Origin of the sequence: Vibrio sp. 2304, from assembly GCF_033339475.1 — a bacterium.
In the GTDB taxonomy this organism is placed as follows: Bacteria; Pseudomonadota; Gammaproteobacteria; order Enterobacterales; family Vibrionaceae; genus Vibrio; species Vibrio alginolyticus.
In genome coordinates this window covers 187,035-205,576 of record NZ_JAWOUQ010000002.1, presented here as the reverse complement: position 1 = coordinate 205,576, position 18,542 = coordinate 187,035, and the positions used below count along the sequence as shown (strand labels likewise).

14 protein-coding genes are annotated in these 18,542 nt (G+C 43.1%); 9 read left to right on the top strand and 5 right to left on the bottom strand.

Annotated elements, in window-relative coordinates; translation table 11 throughout:
• The first annotated feature begins 142 nt into the window (after positions 1-142).
• On the top strand, positions 143-745 hold the full coding sequence (locus R7P64_RS05795; RefSeq protein WP_005377733.1) for a 2OG-Fe(II) oxygenase: 603 nt from the start codon (positions 143-145) through the stop codon (positions 743-745).
• Positions 746-799: 54 nt separating this feature from the next.
• On the opposite strand, the gene R7P64_RS05790 is transcribed toward R7P64_RS05795, so the two are convergent.
• Positions 800-2,065 carry an HD domain-containing phosphohydrolase gene (locus tag R7P64_RS05790; protein WP_025766702.1) on the bottom strand — a complete coding sequence of 422 codons (1,266 nt, stop codon included), beginning with the start codon at positions 2,063-2,065 and terminating at the stop codon, positions 800-802.
• 629 nt (positions 2,066-2,694) lie between these two features.
• Here R7P64_RS05790 and R7P64_RS05785 point away from each other — a divergent pair.
• From R7P64_RS05785 to R7P64_RS05750, 8 genes are all read left to right on the top strand, one after another.
• The gene (locus R7P64_RS05785) at positions 2,695-3,888 is read left to right on the top strand and encodes an iron-containing alcohol dehydrogenase (RefSeq protein ID WP_213868779.1); all 1,194 of its coding nucleotides are present in this window, start codon (positions 2,695-2,697) and stop codon (positions 3,886-3,888) included.
• 161 nt (positions 3,889-4,049) lie between these two features.
• Positions 4,050-5,255 (top strand): aromatic amino acid transport family protein, encoded by a 1,206-nt coding sequence (locus R7P64_RS05780; RefSeq protein ID WP_033905238.1) that lies wholly within the window; start codon positions 4,050-4,052, stop codon positions 5,253-5,255.
• Between the two features lie 274 nt (positions 5,256-5,529).
• A complete protein-coding gene (locus tag R7P64_RS05775; protein WP_064368381.1) occupies positions 5,530-6,654 on the top strand; it encodes an HD-GYP domain-containing protein in 1,125 nt (374 codons plus the stop codon).
• 87 nt (positions 6,655-6,741) lie between these two features.
• Positions 6,742-6,960, top strand: a complete 219-nt coding sequence (locus tag R7P64_RS05770) for a hypothetical protein (RefSeq protein WP_005377723.1) — start codon at positions 6,742-6,744, stop codon at positions 6,958-6,960.
• A 324-nt stretch (positions 6,961-7,284) separates the two neighbouring features.
• Positions 7,285-8,049, top strand: coding sequence for an ABC transporter ATP-binding protein (locus tag R7P64_RS05765; protein ID WP_005377721.1), 765 nt, complete (start codon positions 7,285-7,287; stop codon positions 8,047-8,049).
• Positions 8,050-8,060: 11 nt separating this feature from the next.
• On the top strand, positions 8,061-8,945 hold the full coding sequence (locus R7P64_RS05760; RefSeq protein ID WP_033905240.1) for an iron-siderophore ABC transporter substrate-binding protein: 885 nt from the start codon (positions 8,061-8,063) through the stop codon (positions 8,943-8,945).
• On the top strand, positions 8,942-10,918 hold the full coding sequence (gene fhuB / locus R7P64_RS05755) for a Fe(3+)-hydroxamate ABC transporter permease FhuB (protein ID WP_318118519.1): 1,977 nt from the start codon (positions 8,942-8,944) through the stop codon (positions 10,916-10,918). The genes R7P64_RS05760 and fhuB overlap by 4 nt, the downstream gene beginning before the upstream one ends.
• A gap of 199 nt (positions 10,919-11,117) precedes the next feature.
• Positions 11,118-13,340, top strand: a complete 2,223-nt coding sequence (locus R7P64_RS05750; RefSeq protein WP_318123250.1) for a TonB-dependent siderophore receptor — start codon at positions 11,118-11,120, stop codon at positions 13,338-13,340.
• Between the two features lie 42 nt (positions 13,341-13,382).
• Here the strand turns inward: R7P64_RS05750 and R7P64_RS05745 are convergent, their stop codons facing one another.
• The 4 genes from R7P64_RS05745 to R7P64_RS05730 form a co-directional block, all read right to left on the bottom strand.
• On the bottom strand, positions 13,383-13,931 hold the full coding sequence (locus R7P64_RS05745; RefSeq protein WP_054576911.1) for a hypothetical protein: 549 nt from the start codon (positions 13,929-13,931) through the stop codon (positions 13,383-13,385).
• 251 nt (positions 13,932-14,182) lie between these two features.
• Complete coding sequence (locus R7P64_RS05740; protein WP_053307070.1) at positions 14,183-15,958, bottom strand: ABC transporter transmembrane domain-containing protein; 1,776 nt, start codon at positions 15,956-15,958, stop codon at positions 14,183-14,185.
• A gap of 3 nt (positions 15,959-15,961) precedes the next feature.
• Complete coding sequence (locus tag R7P64_RS05735; protein ID WP_065274505.1) at positions 15,962-17,701, bottom strand: ABC transporter transmembrane domain-containing protein; 1,740 nt, start codon at positions 17,699-17,701, stop codon at positions 15,962-15,964.
• A gap of 271 nt (positions 17,702-17,972) precedes the next feature.
• On the bottom strand, positions 17,973-18,464 hold the full coding sequence (locus R7P64_RS05730; protein ID WP_005377704.1) for a type II secretion system protein: 492 nt from the start codon (positions 18,462-18,464) through the stop codon (positions 17,973-17,975).
• Positions 18,465-18,542 lie beyond the last annotated feature (78 nt).

Sequence of the window (18,542 nt, the reverse complement as noted above, 5' to 3'; positions counted from 1 at the left end):
ATATGAGCGGCATTTTTATATTCGTCATCACCTATTTTTACTCTCTTTTTATTTTGTTGTCGTTTCGACAAAAAATCGCATTTGTTGTGGGGTTGAAGATTTTTTATATAGACCGCCCAACTAATATGAGTGAACGACAATAATGGATAAAATGATCGATGCGTTAGCAACCCATGGCTACTACATCTGGGATGATTTTCTTTCTGAACAAGAAGTGGCTCAATTACGAGACTGCATTCCAAGTAACTGGAAAAAAGCGCGTATTGGTCGTAATGACGATGTGACTCGTATTGAGTCAATTCGAAGTGACAAAATTCAATGGTTATCGCCCAATATGGGGCACGCGGTTACTTCTTACTTAGATAAGATGGAAGAAATACGCCAAGAAGTGAACCGTCACTTGTTTCTAGGACTTTTTGAGTATGAAGCTCACTTTGCCAAGTACGAGGAAGGGGATTTCTACCAAAAGCATCTAGATTGTTTTAAGGGCAATGAAAACCGTCGATTGACAACCGTTTTTTACATGAACGAATCTTGGACGGAAAAGGATGCAGGTGAATTGGTGGTTTACGATCTAAATGATAATAAGATAGCAACCATCCCTCCTCAATCGGGACGCTTACTTTTATTCTTATCTGAGCAATTCCCGCATGAGGTTTTACCGACCAATGCTGAGCGTTTCAGTATTGCAGGTTGGTTCAGAATCAATGGTGTGCGAGACAATGTACTTGATATTGCAAAATGATTGGTTTGCAACCTGCACAAAATCAGCATAGGGCGTAGATACGCCCTTTATCGATTAAACATTAGTTGATAGCTCGTAACACTCGGTCATGTTTCGCTCTAGCACTGCATAGACGTCAGAACAAAGTTCTTGTTTAGCGACTTGCTCGCCCATAATCGCGGCGATTTGTGCTTGAGCCATTCGTCCTCGGTAGGGACGGTCCTGAGACAGAGCTTGAAAAACATCGGCAACCGCGACAATACGTGATGGTACATCGAGTTCGTCTCCTGTTTTATGATAAGGATAGCCAGAACCGTCCAAACGCTCGTGATGATTAGAGGCCCACTCCGCTATTTTAGCGTTGGGAAACACTTTGTGTAATGCGAGCTGAGTATCAATTGTATGGCGTTTAATACGCGTATACTCTTGTTTATTAAGAGAGCCTTCTTTATGAAGAATCTCATCTGGTGTTTTTAACTTTCCGATATCATGCACCAACCCAGCAATAAATAACATCTCTTGGTCGTGCTCACAGAACCCAAGCTTGATGGCTAGATACCGAGATAACTCCGCCACTTTTTGCGAATGTTGATAAGTAAATGGGCTTTTTGCGTCAACAATTCGAGCGATAAACATGCCCAAACTATTCATATCTTGGATGGTGAGCTGTTTTTGAAGCCAATCAATGCTTTTAAAGTTTAATCCGATGGTTTCTATATTTTCAGACTCCATCGCGAACCAAAATGCGTCGGTCATAACGAGCTTAACCATTGCCTTAGCCATGTCTGGATTAAACAAAGTTCCAGCGTTTGCCATGATGCATTCTGCAATTAGTTCTTCATGAAGTGTGACAATGTCACAGTGGCAGTTCATGACGTATTTGGAACGCATAAAATCGAGACGATCGGCTAAATAGAGTAGGGCAGCGACCTCTTTTTCAAAAGGCGGTAAATCAAGATATTTTAGTTCACTCCAATGTGTATGGTGGTAAAGAACAGGTGTCGCAAACTGACGCAACAAACGACACTGCTTGAGGCTTCGGTATCCTCTTAAGCAATGTGTTTTTACATCTTGTGGCACCAACTCCTCAAGTAACATTTTATGTTCTTGTGTTTCGGAGACCCCACAATCGTGGATCATCCCTGCGAAGTAGCAAAACTCCGCTTTTTCTGGTTCCCAGTTCATGACCCGAGCACATTGGTAAGCGATGTAAGCGACACGATGGCTATGGTGCGTATCATCAACACCGACATAGTCGAGTGCTCGAGCAACCCAGATAAGTGCTTGTTTCAGATCGACTTCAAAGCCCATGTCCGTATGGGAATGGCAAGAATGATTCATGGTTTATACCGACATTGCTAATTAGCCCACGCTAAACCCAAATCAGAAGGTGATAGGAAAGATTGGGTACGACAGCGAATAGACCCCAAAAAGGTGGGCGTTTAGACATAGTTTTGATTATGGGCGGGATAATAATCCTAGTTGCATAATAATATCACCTGAAGCTCATGGTTAAGAGTCAGATATTTGAACTAAGTATAAGTTTTGAAAGATTATTGTTGCTCTTGTTGACTTATTTGAAAACGACAATAAATCATGATGTAACGCATTCTTATTTTTATTTTTGTAAATCGTGTTCGGGCTCAACCAGAGACACACGGTATTGATGTGTGATTAACAGAATTTATATTGTTGTTCTTGAAGGCAAAAAATAAGAAGACTTCTTCGAGGCTTGCTCTGTAACTAACAGAGTATTAGGTAAAGCAGCTTGTTAACAACATGACAATAGAGCGTCGTTGAAAATATTTTCTCTGTAGCTCATGTTGTTGAGGAAAGATAATAAAATGGTACGGCTTCCCAGCGATGTTAGCCTTTTTGGTGAGATAAGTTTATTGAAAATGTGTGATTGCAAAGTAAGCATAGGTGGTAAAAGTAGCTAGAATGATAGCTCTAAATGAAAAGGATTTCGTATGTTGAAGCATCGTTTATATCGGACTTACACCGCAGGGTTAAAAATAGCAGCCCTTATCCTTCCTATGCCGAGACCAACCTTGTTTTCCGGCCCTGGTTCGATGAATGAGCTATTAGAATCGATGGCCGAGCTGGGATTTAAACGCGTTTTGTTAGTAACCGACGAAGGGTTAGTCCAAGTCGGTATTGTAGATAAGGTGCTTGAGGCAGCAGCACAACTCGATTTACAGTTAGATGTTTTCTCGCAAGTTAAGCCCGATCCTACCTATGATCAGGTTGAGAGCGGTCTAGAGGCTTATCATCGTTTTCATTGTGAGGGCATATTAGCTTTGGGTGGCGGCTCTGCAATGGATTGTGCAAAAGTTATTGCTGCGAAAGTTACCAATAAACGGCCAATAAAAAAATTAGCTGGACTATTGAAGGTATGGCGAATGCCAGCACCGCTTTTTGCTATTCCAACAACGGCTGGAACCGGAAGTGAAGTTACTATCGCTGCGGTCGTGTCAGATCCCTCCTCACACATTAAAACCCCTTTAATGGATCCAAAGTTGGTGCCACTAATGGCAGCTTTAGATGCGAATTTAATGATTGGTTTACCTCCTAAGATCACGGCTGATACTGGCGTTGATGCATTAACCCACGCTATTGAGGCCTATGTATCGAAAAACGCTACTCAAGAAACGATGGCTTATTCGGTTGCCGCTATTAAACTCATTTTTAAATATCTTCCTAGGGCTGTGATGCTAGGGGATGATGTCGAAGCTCGTCATAAAATGGCTATGGCATCCTATTACGCGGGTTTAGCATTTACCAAAGCGAGTTTGGGTTATGTTCATGCCTTTGCTCACACATTCGGTGCGAGATATGGAATACCTCATGGTATGGCAAACGGATTAGCCTTGTTGCCTGTGCTGCGCTTTTCATTATCAGAGATTGAGCCTCAACTAAGAAAGCTCGATGAGTTGACGGCCGAGGGGCAGTTAGGTAACGCAAGTGCTCAGCATTTTTTGGCGAATCTGGAGTCCTTGTTTTCAACTATTGATATTGAGCAAACCAGTGCGCTCATTCAACGTGAAGATGCTGATGCGCTTGTTGATTTAATTCTGAAAGAGGCGCACTGGAATTACCCTGTTCCCAAGTTCATGAACAGGGAAGAATGCACACAGTTATTGTTAAATATCAGTAAGGTGTAAATTATAGTTTATATGTGTGGTTTTTTATCCTTACACTTTGCTTGATCTTCTGCTAAAGATCCTACAATATCGACGGCAATACAAATATGGTGTTGGTTTCGGTCCGCCGTTGCCCGATCTAATACTGATAATTTCTAATAAAGTGTAAAGATTAATATACAATGAGTCGTTCTAAAGTATTCGGTAGTACGCTAATTATTGCGGGCACTACAATAGGCGCTGGTATGCTAGCGCTTCCACTTGCCTCTGCCGGCATTGGTTTTTCAACTTCTATTATCATCATGCTAGGCTTATGGGCTCTGATGGCTTTCACTGCCTTGCTTATGCTTGAGCTTCATCAACATGCGGAGAGTAGTGCTACACTTCATACTTTGGCGAAACAGATCCTAGGTCAAAAAGGCAAGTGGGTGGCAAGTTTTGCGATGTTGTTTCTTTTCTACTCATTATGTGCAGCGTATATCGCTGGCGGTGGTGCTCAGTTCGGAGACCGCCTTGCACAATGGTTTGACCTCGATATTTCAGGGCCTACATCAACGATAATCTTTACCTTGATTGTGACTTTAGTTGTGACAGTGGGTACCGGTACGGTCGATAAAGTAAACCGAGTTCTGTTCGCGATGAAGCTCATTGCGATGGTTGCGGTGCTTTCTTTTCTTGCTCCAAACGTTACGGAATCTTACTTGTTAAGTATGCCAATCGAACAAGGCCTTGTTGTAGCGGCGATTCCGGTGATCTTTACTTCGTTTGGTTTCCACGGAAGTATACCTGCAATTGTGAATTACTTAGACGGTGACACTTCTTCTTTACGCAAAGCCGTTATTATTGGTTCGACGATTCCACTCGTTATTTATATCTTTTGGCAAATCGTGACGTTGGGTGTGGTTAGCCAAAGTACGCTTGTTGAGAACGGAGGGTTGAGCGCACTGATTGGTCAACTATCTCAGACAGTACACCAATCAAATTTGGGTAGCATTGTTGGTGTGTTTGCTGACTTGGCATTGTTGACATCGTTCCTTGGCGTGAGTTTGGGTCTATTCGAATTTTTGGGTGATACCATCAAAGGAAGTAACGATAAGCCTAATCGTTTGATTGCGGCACTAGTGACGTTTACTCCACCGCTAGGCTTCGCACTTTTCTATCCTCAAGGCTTTATTATGGCTTTGGGCTATGCAGCGATTGCCTTAGCGATTTTAGCCATCTTTTTGCCTTTGGTTATGGTGATCAAGGTTCGTAAATCGGATGATTTTACTGGGGAGTACCGCGTCGCAGGTGGTCAAGGTGCGTTAGTGATAACGGGCATCGCTGGCACTGGCATCGTATTCGCTCAGGTGTTAATTACGCTGGGTGTGCTTCCTGCTCTAGGCTAGTTGTTTAGAACGTTCTTTGAATAACTTCTAGTTACTGAATCCATCGTAATCAATCAGTATTGTTAGGCCAACGAGTTTCGCTCGTTGGCTTTTTTAATCTGGATCAAATTACCGTAAGATATCCGGTGAAAAAATTGGTAGAAATGTGCTTTTATTTCGTACACTTAAGTTGTGGTATATCGATAATTTAAGTGGAGAAAACCGCTCAAAATACCATTGAATTTGCAACACAATGAGCTTTTCTTGTTTCTCTGCTTTGGTGTGGAGGTGAAGCATGGCGCACCGGAGTTTTTACCCGTTTGCAAAACCGCTTAACGAGCAACTGCAAACGCTAAAAGGCAGGATGCAGGCGCACTTGCCATGTATTGATAGGGTGTCATTTGCAAAATATCACCCAGACCAAGATGTGCTCAAATCATTTGCAGAAAGTGAGTTCGACACTTGGTGTTTAGCCCATCACGAATCAGCATTCCGTAAACTCCACCACCTCAATATTGCCTCTAAAAACGCGGTTCCTCGTATCGTCGAAGACCTTCATGATATTAAGCACTGTCCTCGGGTTCAAATTTTACTCAAACACGGATATCAGTCGTCGGCTGCTATTCCTTGTTATGACAATAAAGCTTTTACTGGTTTTGTATTTTTGAACTCCACTCAACGTGATGCGTTTAGTTTAGAAGCGCTGAATGGTCTTAAACCTTATTTCGAAATGATTCGATTTGCGGTTGAATCAGAAACTCAAGTAGTCAATGCGATAGAAACGCTAGCTAACCGAATGCAATGTATGATGCCAGGCTATTCACCTGAGTATTACGCGCATACCAAACGCATGAAGTACTACAGTCAAATTATCGCAACGCAGTTAGCGGATCGTTATCACCTGAATGACGAAATGGTCGAAGATATTGGTATTTTTGCTCAGTTCCATGCGCTCGGTGATAGTCAGCTGCCAGTTGAAATTGCTAGCCGCCGAACAAATTACTCTCAAGAACAAGAGGCGATATTGATTCAACATATTGAGCGTTGTATCGATTCAGCGGATGACATAGTTGCCCGTATCGGAAATCCGGTTCACCCGAGTGTGACTTTGTTTTTGCAGATGATTATTTATCAGTACGAAAATTTAAATGGCACTGGTTATCCGTATGGTTTAACCAGTGATGATATACCAATAGCCGCCCAAATTACGGCTGCCGCAAATGCCTTTGATTTTATGACAACGCACCATCCGTATAGACAAGCGTGGTCCATCCCATACGCATTGTTAGAACTTGAAAAATGGGTATATCAGGGATGGTTATCTCGAGAATGTGTTGATGCTCTGCGAGAGCATCAAGGTTATATAAAGCAAATCATCCACAAATATCCCGAGCACTATACAGGCTTGGGGTTAATGTGAAGAGCAGTAACAAAGTTGAAATGTTGACGAGGAGGAATATTTAAACAATACTGTTTTTATATACAGTAATAAGTTTGGAGGTGAAGTATGTTGTGGGAAACCCTTGAAAGAGTAAACCGCTTACGCCAACAAGCACTTGCAAATCCTGAGTTTGTTGAGTCAGCAAAAGAGCACGAACAAGCACTTCAGGAGCAAGAATACCATTATCAAACTAAGAAAAAGCGTTCAGCCAAAGACAAACAAGGTAAAAAGTCGCTGGCCGATATCTATAAAGAAGTAGAGTTTGGCGCTGACGCTCGTCATTAATGTATTCACTGCGGCATTTTTCATTTCTTCATACGCTGCAGTATTCGTTCAAATTTATGCGAGAGCAGTGGGAGACCGCTGCTCTCGTTGACCTGCCTATAATTTACTAATGAAGTTCAGCAGAGCAAATTATCACTAACACTTAGCAATTCTCTCAATGATCTTGTTGATGTAATGATAATGACAACGGTTTGCATTTGTATCTTTGTTGTTATATAAAACCTCCCTTATTAATCGTTCTGTTGAATAAGAACGGCAAACGTGATCAACGAATGAGAGCTCTGAATAACTGTTATTCGTAAATGGCTATTAGGTGAAGTAGGGATGTTGGAAGCTAAAGCACTCCAGTTTGAGATTGAAGGCAAGTCATTGCTAAAAGCGTTTGATGTGACATTTGAACCCGGAAAAACATACGCTCTTGTTGGACACAATGGTTCAGGAAAATCCACATTGTTAAAGTTGCTGGCACAGCAACAGCCATACACCGCTGGTGACGTGGTTCTGCATGGAACGAGCATTAACGATCTCTCAGCGAAAAAATTCGCCCAACACATTGCCTACTTGCCTCAGCATCTTCCAGTGACCGACAGTATTTTAGGTCGAGATTTAGTCGGTTTTGGTCGTTATCCATGGCATGGTTTACTTGGACGTTTGAGTAAGAAAGATCACGACATTGTTGAAGAAGCAATGGCGATGACAGGCACACTAAAATACGCAGATCGCTTAGTGGACACGTTATCTGGAGGAGAGCGTCAACGTGTGTGGCTAGCTATGCTGTTAGCCCAAAAAACCGAGTATTTGCTTCTTGATGAGCCTTTGTCTGCGCTAGACATCAGCCATCAAGTAGATATGTTGAAGCTTATCTCTAAACTCAGTCAAGAACTGGGTTTGGGCGTTATTATCGTATTACACGATATCAACTTGGCTGCACGATTTTGCGACTACATCGTTGCATTACATCAAGGTGATTTGATTGCACAAGGCAATGTTGAACAGGTGTTTACTGAACCTAAGTTGAGGGACATATATGGGATAGAGATGATGATCTCTGACCACCCTGCGGGTTATCCGGTGGCGATGCCAAGCTAAAGGTTGGAATAATGAGCAGTACAAACACTCGACTTAAACATTTCTCTTTCGCTCTCTCACTTAGTGCGCTTTTGGTCAGTTCTTTTCAAGCACTAGCTGACGCATCACCTCGGGTGATGTCGGTTGATTGGACACAAACTGAAACGATGTTGGCTTTAGGGGTCGTACCTGTAGGCGTTGCTCAAGGGCAAGATTACGATGCTTGGGTAAAATCGCCACCGTTACCACCTCAAACGAAGGATGTAGGGTTAAGAACTCAACCCAATATAGAGCGCATTTACGAGCTCAGACCTGATCGTATTTTTATTGCCCCGTACTTCTCCTCAATGAAGCATCGCTTAGTTGATATCGCCCCGGTTACCACCATTGACTTATATGAAAGCGGGATTACGGATTGGTCGGTACTTACCAGCTTCACTCGGAGGTTTGGTGAAGAGCTGGGAAGAGAGGCGGAAGCAGAGGCGCTTATCCAACAATATGAAAAACGTTTCTCTTTATTAAAACAGCGTATAAATAAAGGCCAGCCGCCACTTCTAATGATTCAGTTTATGGATACAAAGCACGTACGTGTTTTTGGTCAAAATAGTCTTTACTCTCAGGCTATCGAAAAGATTGGGTTGAGTAATGCATGGAATGAAAAGACGAATAGCTGGGGCTTCAGCTTAGTTGGCATCGACAAGTTAGCTGGCATAAAAGCTCAAATTGTTATCGTAGAGCCATTACCTTATGGTGGAGCAGAGCAGCTCTCTCAAGACCCATTTTGGCAATATGTTGTTCAACAATCTGGTGAAAAGGTCATGCAAGTCGCGCCCGTTTGGAGTTTTGGTTCTATGCCTTCAGCTCTCCGTTTCGCAGAGTTAGTTACGGCGAGTAAGGTCGAGGAGTTAACACAATGAAAACGATGCCTTTAAGCTTTGTGGTGTTACTTTCGGCATTTACCTTTTCTATTGGTGCTTTCCAATTGTACCAAGTAAGCTCATTTTCGTTGGCTCTAAGCAGTTTATGGGAGCCTAACTTTCAATCTATCGATTCTGTTTTGCTTCACTTTAGCTGGTGGCCTCGAGTCTTCACCACGATTATATCTGGTGCTGGATTAGCGGTTGCTGGGGTATTGATGCAGCAAGTGCTGCGTAACCCTCTCGCTTCACCCACGACACTTGGTGTGGCGAGCGGTTCAAGTTTTGCTTTGATGTTAGCTACGCTATTCGCTCCTTGGATGTTGGATATTGCGCCTAATTTGGTTGCTCTCATCGGCGGTGTGATATCGATGGGGTTGGTGATGCTGTTGTCATGGCGACGAGCGTTATCTCCAACGGTTGTCGTCGTTTCTGGGTTAGTGATAAACCTGTACTTTGCATCATTAAGTACGGTTATTCTGATGATGAATACCGAAAAGCTGAATGGGTTAATGATATGGGGAGCCGGTTCGCTTGTTCAGAGTGGATGGGGAGATTTCTCGTATCTTGCCCCTCGAATCGCACTTGCTACGGTCGTTGCATTTGTGATTGCAAAGCCGTTAAGTCTGTTGGAACTCTCCGAGCAAGGTGCCAAGAGTTTAGGTGTCTCGCTAGCTAAGTTGCGTTTTGTCTGTCTTGGGCTTGCGGTGTTAATCACTTCTTGGGTGGTTTCTGCCGTAGGAATCATCGGTTTCATCGGGTTAGCGGCGCCAGCGATTACTCGATTGATAGGTATCAATAAAATCCAGCATAAGCTTTGGGTATCAATGCTGATTGGTGCCATGTTATTGACTTTAACCGATTTGGTTATTCAGCAACTGCCAGGGCTAATGGCGAGTTTTATACCAACGGGAGCAGCAACGGCTGCATTGGGCGCTCCGTTACTGTTATGGCTGTTACCTCGTTTATCACAAAAGACGCAGGGCCATACTCAAACAGTGTTAACTCGACACCGTCAACATGTTTACAAGCTAAACCCTAAAGCGATCTCATTGGCGTTGATCGGTACGTTAATTTCCGTTTTCCTTTTTGCCACGGTTGCTGTGCAAAATGAAGGGTGGACAAACTTATTTGCTAGCCAAAATTGGATTTTTTTGGAATGGCGCGCACCTAGATTATTTGCAGCAGCAATTGCGGGGGCAATGTTGGCGATTGCTGGAACCATGATTCAACGCCTAAGTGGAAACCCAATGGCAAGTCCTGAAGTGATCGGTATCAGTTCAGGGACAGCGATGGGATTGATCATCGCGATGTTTACTGGGTTTGGTTCGTCAATTTTCACTCTTTCTCTAGGCGGGCTCGTAGGCGCATTAGCGACGGTATTAGTCATTGTGCTGCTAAACCGTAAGTCAGGCTTTCAGCCGGAGCGTATTTTGCTGACTGGTATTGCGATAACCGCACTGATGAATGCAATACAGAGCTTTATTCTAGCCACTGGTGACCCAAGAAGTTATCAAGCATTGGCTTGGTTGTCTGGGTCTACCTACTATGTCTCGGTTGAAACGTTACTCCCATTGTCTTTATCTGCGCTTGTCTTTATAGGGTTGAGTTTTCTCTGCGTAAGATGGCTAGATATTCTTCCTGTCGGTGCCGCTTCCTCTAAAGCACTTGGAATTCGAGTTGATCGTTCACGCGCAATACTGCTTCTTTTAGTTGCTTGTCTCACGGTCAGTGCGACATTGGTTGTTGGCCCGATTAGCTTTGTTGGGTTGTTGGCTCCGCATTTAGCTCGCTTATTTGGTTTTAACAAAGCGTCACAACACATGTTATGCGCCGCGATACTGGGGGCAGGGGTGATGTTGTTGGCTGATTGGTTGGGACGACAGGTCCTTTACCCGCAAGAAATACCAACAGGGCTTATGGCGTCTCTCATTGGCGGTTTGTATTTAATGTGGGGTTTACGCCGCTTATAGAAATGAGCTAAGCCTCAACCAAGAAAGTACTTATACAAATAAGCACTCGTAGTGGCATTCGTAACCTATGCGAGTGCTTTATGCAAAACCTCTGGTTTGTCTTTTACGGAAACAACTGGCGATGCCGTAACTCGCTTTTCTTTCAGCGGTCGCTGAAGTCATGAAGGGTTGGTTTGGCTGCCGACAAAAAGGAGAGAATATGACTCGGCAGTTTATGCTGACACCAACGTCGATGGCGGTTGTATTAGCTGTATCAACGCCAAATGTCTTGGCTCAGGAAGATGAAAATATAGTTGTGATTGGACAGCAGCAAGACAGTGCAGTTGGTCCAGATTTTAGTTATCTCGGAGCGAAGAGTCGGGCAGCGACGAAAACTGATATTGCTATCAATGAGACTCCAAGAGCGGTGTCTGTTGTTACGCGAGAGCAAATGGATGATCGTGCCTCTATTAGCATTTCTGACGCACTACAGTACACACCAAGCATTCAAACTAATTATTTCGGCGAAGATAACAAGCAAGATTGGTTTATTATTCGTGGTTTTAAACAAGCGAACAGCGGGTTGTATCAAGATGGTACCCGTTTATATTCTTCTGGCTTCTATAGTTGGCAAATAGATCCGTTTGCGTTAGAGAGGGTTGAAGTTTTACGTGGTGCAGCGTCTGTTCTTTATGGGCAAAACCCTCCAGGTGGGGTTATCAATGTTGTCAGTAAGCGACCTCAATTTGATGGGGGGTCAGGACTTGTATCTTTGGAGTACGGTTCTGAAGACCGTAAACAACTTTCTCTTGACGTAAACTCTGAGGTGAGTGAGCAGTTAGCTTTCCGCTTTCAAGGGTTAGCGAGAAAAAATGGGACGAGAATTAGTGGGGTAGAAGCAGAGCGCATTCTTCTCTCTCCATCGATGACGTACAAATTTAATGAGACGTCTGAAATTACCTTTCTAACGAGCTATCAAAAAGACGACTCAGATCCTTATCTGCAATTTTTGCCAGTTGAAGGAACGTTAACGCCAAACAAAAATGGAAAGATCAGTGATAGTTTAGCGATAGGCAATCCTAACTGGGAGACGTTTGAGCGTGAGCAGGTGTCTTTAGGCTATGAGTTTTCTCATGCATTTAATGATACCACTTCATTTGTTCAAGCAGCTCGTTACAGCGAAATGGATGTTAAGCTAAGACAAATGTATTCGTACGTTTACTCGGCTGACGTGCCTGCGTTGGGGCCGGCTTTGGACCCATCAAATGAACGCAAAACCATACTTCGGGGGGCTTCAACAGAAGATGGATCATCCGATGCTTTTAATATCGATAATCGTTTGATGCACCAAGTAAATTGGGGAAGTGTTGAGCATAACTTGATGTTGGGCTTAGATTTTCAAATGATCAGTATCGATGGTAAAGATTTTGCCAATGACCCTATCGTTGCTAATGGTAGTGCATTATTAAACACACCAATGGGAGCTTTGCCCGATCCTAGGTTTAATGTATTTAATCCTACTTATTCGGATAACATAATGTTACTCGATCCGAATACGCTACAACCATTGAGCGAAACCGATAAGCAAAGAACGAAAATCGATAATCAGCAGCTCGGCGTCTACTTTCAAGCTCATATGCTGATCAACGATAAATGGGCGATGTTATTGGGCGCACGTTACGACGATACAAGTAATGAAGTACATAATGTTACCACGGGTGCTCGCACGAAAGTCGATAATGGAGAGTGGACGTTTAGCGTGGGAACGGCTTATATTTCTGATTCTGGCTTCACGCCATACTTTAGTTACTCTCAGTACTTTGATCCAATTATTCAAGAAGACAGCAATGGTAAGCCAGCGAAGCCTGAAAGCGGTGATCAATTTGAAATCGGTATGAAATACCAACCGGATTCATTTGATGGTTATTTCAATATTGCAACGTATCGGGCAACAAAAGAAAACTTGGCTCGTATCTACTTGAGTGAATTAACGCAAATAGGAAAAATAGAAAATAACGGCGTTGAGTTTGAAGCTGTAGCTAATGTGACACCATCCTTAACATTGATCGGGAACATTGCGTACGTTGATGCAGAGATAAAAGAAGACATCAATAAGGCATGGGTTGGCAAAACACCTTCCCAAGTGGCGAATACCGTATCATCAGCTTGGGCACATTATCGTTTCTTTGATGGACCTCTTGATGGCTTTGCTGTTGGCTTAGGCGCGCGCTATACAGGTGAGTCATACGGAGACAATGAAGAGAGACTAAAAGTACCAAGTTATTTCTTAATGGATGCGACGGTCAGTTATCGAATCGGCGATTACAAGCTACAAGTCGCAGCTAAAAACATCGCGGATAAAAAGTACATAGCGACATGTGATGGTTTTTGTTGGTATGGCGACCGACAAAATGTTATTGCAAGTTTAACTTACGACTGGTGAGTTAACGTATAAATAAACACCCCTAACTTTAGGGGTGTTTATTTAGAAATCGGCTTTACGGACAAAGTGCGGGTTTTTGTACTTTTTCTGCGGGCCAAACGATGATACGACAAGTTTGTTCCATAACGTTTTGTCAAACTCACCCTTTGGAATCGAAGGGTAGAGGGTTTCCTCTTCTTCTCTTGCAAAGTTCATATATTGTTTCTTTTTAATTTGATTGTACTTTTTGGCGATCTGGTTATGTTTTCTTACCCACTCCAGCTTGTAATTGTGGAGCACTTTTTCACCTTCTTCGAGAGTCATTCGAGATAGGAACAGTCGCTTGTATGAGACCTTTCTGTCCAGCATTGTGCGCATAACGGTTTGGATATATTTACCGTGATGCGTAATGGTAATGTCGTTTTCATCAATAGGAGTGACACACCAGCCTTTAGGTAAAAAGTCTGGCTTCTTAAATTGCTTATTACGCTCCATTAGCGCCTGATGTAAAACTAAATCAGAGGTGCCGCGGAACGTCTTTTGCCATTTACCGATACGAATTTGAATCGAACCAGGCAAGCGATAGATGTTAGTAAACTTATCTTTGTCCATGGACTTGTGTCATGAGATTAATGTGCATAATTAGAAAGCGGAATTCAGCCCAATGCCACAGGCAGTAGACTTAAGTACCGTACGATTTTACAACGACCTTGCGTGATATAGCGAGGGGTTATGTCAATAATAGGTAAGAAATAGAAAATTAGTTCACATTATGAAGAAATTGGAAGCTAACAAGGCTAAATTTTGAAGTTACACCAATTATGCCCATGCCGACTAAATAAAAAGAAGGCACGGGCATAAAATCACACCGCTTCTTCGAGTTGCTTGGTGTCTTCTTCAATCTGTTGTAGGTGTCGGTTTGCTTGCTGTAACTGATACATTTGAGCATAACGACCATTTTGCGTTAAGAGTGCTTTGTGTGTACCTTTCTCGACCAACTCCCCATGATGAAGAACAATGATTTGGTCTGCATCTAGGATAGTTGACAGCCGATGAGCAATAACAACGAGCGTCATGTCTTGTCTGAGTACCGCCAAGCTCTTTTGGATTAAAGCCTCTGTTCCCGAGTCAATATTTGCGGTTGCTTCATCTAATATCAATATCTTAGGTTTTACCACAAGCACACGTGCTAACGCCAAAAGCTGTTTCTGACCCGCAGATAAATTAGTTTCGCCTTGACCTAACTGCGTGTCTAGCCCGTTAGGGTAACGATGAATTTGTTCTGCCAAACCTACCTTGTCTAACGCATCCCATATTTGATTGTCATCAACCGCCCGACTGAGAGAGATGTTTTCTCTGACTGAAGCAGGGAGAATATGTGGATCTTGTTGAACCATTGCCACATCTTTGCGAAGTACGTCTTTCCCTAATGTCTGAAGTGGACGACCATCTATGAGCAGTTCACCACATTGCGTTGGATAAAAGCCCATTAACAGTGACGCTAAGGTGCTTTTACCGCTTCCTGTATGCCCGACAAGCGCGATAAAGTCTTGGTGGTTGGCCTTCAACGAAATGTCTTTTAGGACGTCCTGTTTACCATCGTAGCTAAATGTGAGGTCTTTAAGTTCGATAGCACCTGACCTTAATGGTTGATGATCGCCCCCGTAAGTTTGTTCTTTCGCATCAATCAATTCAAACACACGTTCGCTTGATACTAACGCCTGCTGAAGTAGAGCAAGTTGCTGAGTCATCTCAATTAGTGGTTCAGTAACTCGCGCAAGATAACTGATAAATGCATACAGTACCCCCACACCAATCAACTCAATACCATTAAAACCAAAGATCGCAACCAAGCAAAGCAACGCAAGACCAGCGAGTAAGTCCATTAATGGTCTTAGCAGATAGCCGTTTAGCCGAATCACTCGTTTAGATGCCACCAGATGCTCTGCGGTTAGCTCGTTGAACTGTTTATTAAAACGCTCTTCTTGTTGCATTAGTTGAATGACACTCATCCCTTGAATGGATTCACTCAGATTCGCATTTATATCGGTCAATAGGTCACGCATCTTTCGGTAGCTTTCTGTACTTAGCTGCTTAAACAAGTACATAAAGCCGATGACGATCGGCAGCAATACAAGCACAACGAGTGTGAGCTTCCAGCTCATGAAAAACATAACGCCAAGCATTACGACAATCATGACCACGTTTTTCACCACGGTCGCGATCAAAAGCTCATAAAATTGCTGTAAAGATTCCGTATCGTTGGTGATTCGCGACACCAATTTTCCAGCAGGAGTGTAATCAAACGCAGATAACGGCTGCTTAATCACGCCAGAAAATACTTGCTTACGAATCGCTTTGATCGTGTTAGCCGCGACAATGCTAAATTGCAATGACTGAAAATACTGGAATGTTGCCGATACGATCTGAAGAGCGATATAACCTACTGCTAGCGAAATCAGAACATTTTGTGAATAGTCACCTTTAGCGATGTGCTCATCAATGAAATATTGAATCAACCAAGGGCCGCCGGCGCTAGCTAACGCTGCAATAAACAGCAAGGCGAGTCCTTTAATCATTGGCTTTGGTTGAGATAATGGGTAAGACATTAACCGTTTAAACGTGCTGGTCTGGTTCATTCATTATTCCTCCATCGCCTGTTCTAGTTTTTGGTACTCGAACATTTCGGCGTACCATCCCTGATGCGCTAATAAAGCGCTATGTTGCCCACGTTCAGTAATGTGGCCGTGATTCAAGACAATGATCTCGTCTGCTGCTTCCAATGCGGTGAGGCGGTGTGCAATAACGATTAGGGCTTGATCACGGTAGTGTGTTTCCAAATTCTTAAGGATTTGATGTTCGGTCCGTCCATCAACAGCGGAAAGTGCATCGTCCAAAACCAACACTTGGGCATTCAGCAGCATAGCGCGTGCTATCGCAATACGTTGTTTTTGCCCGCCGGAGAGTGTAATGCCTTTTTCACCAACTTCTGTTTGGTAGCCTTCAGGAAACTTCTCAATATCGTCATGTATACAGGCTAACTTTGCTGCTCTATAGACTTCTTCTTTCTCTGCATTAGGGTTGCCTAAGGCAATATTGTCGAAGATAGATTTGGAGAATAGAAACGGACTTTGGTTAACTACAGCAAAGCGGTTTCGCCACTGTGGAAGTAGGGCATCCTTGATCTCGACATCACCGAATTTAATTGAGCCGTTTTCTAAATCATGTTGACGCAAAAGTAGTGTTAACAGGGTCGATTTTCCGCTTCCTACAGGCCCTGCAACTCCCAACATTTTTCCGGGTTCAAGTTCGATGTTTACTTCCGTCAAAGCGGGCGGTAAATCACTAGACCAGTGGAAATCGTCGATATCAATTTTCAACGGAAGTGGTTTATTTTCTATTGGCTTATTGCCACTGATAATTTCTGGCTTTTCATCAAAGATCTCTTGTAATCGGTTCCATGCAGCAGAGCCTCTTTCTAAAATGTTAAATAGGAATGCGAATGCCAGCATCGGCCATATCATCAACCCTAAATACATCGTAAATGCGGTCAGATCACCAAGCGTGATCTCACCTTTATCAACAAGGTAAGCACCAGCAGCGACACTAAGAAGGAAAGAAAGACCGATGGTTAACTGAATTGCCGGGTCAAATCTAGCATCGACTCTTGCGACAGCGATGTTCTTTTCGCCAGTATCATCCACAACCTCTTCAAAACGTTGCTGCTCTTGGTTTTCTAATCCGAAAGCACGCAGCATTCGCACGCCATTAAGTGACTCTTGTGTCATGTCTGACATGGTAGAAAAGGCTTCCTGAGCGACACGAAAGCGTTGATGTAGGATACGCACAATAAAGAAGATGATGATGGCAAGAAATGGCATTGGAAGAAGCGCCATTACGGTGAGCTTCCAGCTTACTTGCGTTACCATAATGATTAAAACCGCAATACCAGTGATCAAAGAGTCTGCGGCGGTTAAAACCCCTTCGCCGGCAGTCATAACGATATTACGCACATCATTAGTGCCACGAGCCATCAGATCCCCCGTCTTGTAACGTTCAAAAAAACGAGGTGGCTGTGTCGATAAATGCCTATATAGACGGTTACGTAGAATGGTCCCGAGCTCCCAGCTTGCGCCGAAAAGCCAAATTCGCCATAAGATGCGACACCCATAAATAGTAAAGATCAGTACAGTTAACCCTGAGAGCCATAGAATCAGCGTATTTGTATCTAAAGTGTTGTCTACGACGCCATCAACTATGATGCCAACTGCTTTGGGCGGAACAAGCTGTAGTGCTGATATAACAGCGAAAAGCAGAATGGATCCGACATAGTGCCTCCACTTTTGTTGGAAATACCAACGTAGCTGCCAGAATATTCTCATTACGCCTCCCGCTTTAAATTATTGAATTTGTTATAGAACTATTATTGAGCGAAATGATGAGTTTACAAGCACAAGTTATAGGCGGGTTTAAAAACGATAGATTGTTTCAATTATAGCCATGTGTCGGCGCAAATTACTGGTTTTATCTCTATGAGCTCATTGTGCGACGACATTATGTGAAATAGTTGTTAATGATGGTTTTGGAGCCATTACCTTGCAATAACGATGAAGACACCAAAAGTAAAAGTGTTACTGCCACTCTCTATGGGAATTAGCAATCGTCAGTTTGTATTTTGTATTTCACTTGGCCACCAGGAGTTTCTGGGTAGTAAACTTCGACATAACACATATGTTCTGGACCAACAGGCTTGTTTGCAAAACCAATAAGGAAGTAGGGCTCGTCTGGGCTATCTACCCCATACCAAGTGTTGATAGTGAGTTGCGGATCAAAGCCTGCTAGCTCTTTTGCTGGAATAACATTTTTGATAAATCCAAAGTAACCAATTAGGTCGTTATGGCCGTCATTATCTAGATCAATGTTATATTGTATGCCGCCATCTACTGTCTCTTGAGATTGAATCACTGCTTTGGTGTAGACAAAGTTGTTGGCGGTCATGAGTGCTTCTCTGGCTCCATATAGAACCGCCACTCTGGCATCTTTTTGTAAGCCAAGAAATTTAGGAAATGCAACGACGCTTACAATACCAAGAATGATGATGCACACAATGAGTTCAATAAGAGTAAATCCTTGAGAGCGACGCACAGCCTTTCTCCATGTTTTAGAAACGAATAGGCGGCTATTCTGATATAGAAACTTTCAGGTCAAGTATTAAAAAAGAAT

Bases quoted from the DNA above. Each gene is read 5' to 3' on its own strand.
- R7P64_RS05795 (WP_005377733.1), top strand. From the start codon at position 143: ATGGATAAAATGATCGATGCGTTAGCAACCCATGGCTACTACATCTGG.
- R7P64_RS05785 (WP_213868779.1), top strand. From the start codon at position 2,695: ATGTTGAAGCATCGTTTATATCGGACTTACACCGCAGGGTTAAAAATA.
- R7P64_RS05760 (WP_033905240.1), top strand. From the start codon at position 8,061: ATGAGCAGTACAAACACTCGACTTAAACATTTCTCTTTCGCTCTCTCA.
- fhuB (WP_318118519.1), top strand. From the start codon at position 8,942: ATGAAAACGATGCCTTTAAGCTTTGTGGTGTTACTTTCGGCATTTACC.
- R7P64_RS05745 (WP_054576911.1), bottom strand. From the start codon at position 13,931: ATGGACAAAGATAAGTTTACTAACATCTATCGCTTGCCTGGTTCGATT.
- R7P64_RS05780 (WP_033905238.1), top strand. From the start codon at position 4,050: ATGAGTCGTTCTAAAGTATTCGGTAGTACGCTAATTATTGCGGGCACT.
- R7P64_RS05735 (WP_065274505.1), bottom strand. From the start codon at position 17,701: ATGAGAATATTCTGGCAGCTACGTTGGTATTTCCAACAAAAGTGGAGG.
- R7P64_RS05740 (WP_053307070.1), bottom strand. From the start codon at position 15,958: ATGAACCAGACCAGCACGTTTAAACGGTTAATGTCTTACCCATTATCT.
- R7P64_RS05775 (WP_064368381.1), top strand. From the start codon at position 5,530: ATGGCGCACCGGAGTTTTTACCCGTTTGCAAAACCGCTTAACGAGCAA.
- R7P64_RS05750 (WP_318123250.1), top strand. From the start codon at position 11,118: ATGACTCGGCAGTTTATGCTGACACCAACGTCGATGGCGGTTGTATTA.
- R7P64_RS05770 (WP_005377723.1), top strand. From the start codon at position 6,742: ATGTTGTGGGAAACCCTTGAAAGAGTAAACCGCTTACGCCAACAAGCA.
- R7P64_RS05765 (WP_005377721.1), top strand. From the start codon at position 7,285: ATGTTGGAAGCTAAAGCACTCCAGTTTGAGATTGAAGGCAAGTCATTG.
- R7P64_RS05790 (WP_025766702.1), bottom strand. From the start codon at position 2,065: ATGAATCATTCTTGCCATTCCCATACGGACATGGGCTTTGAAGTCGAT.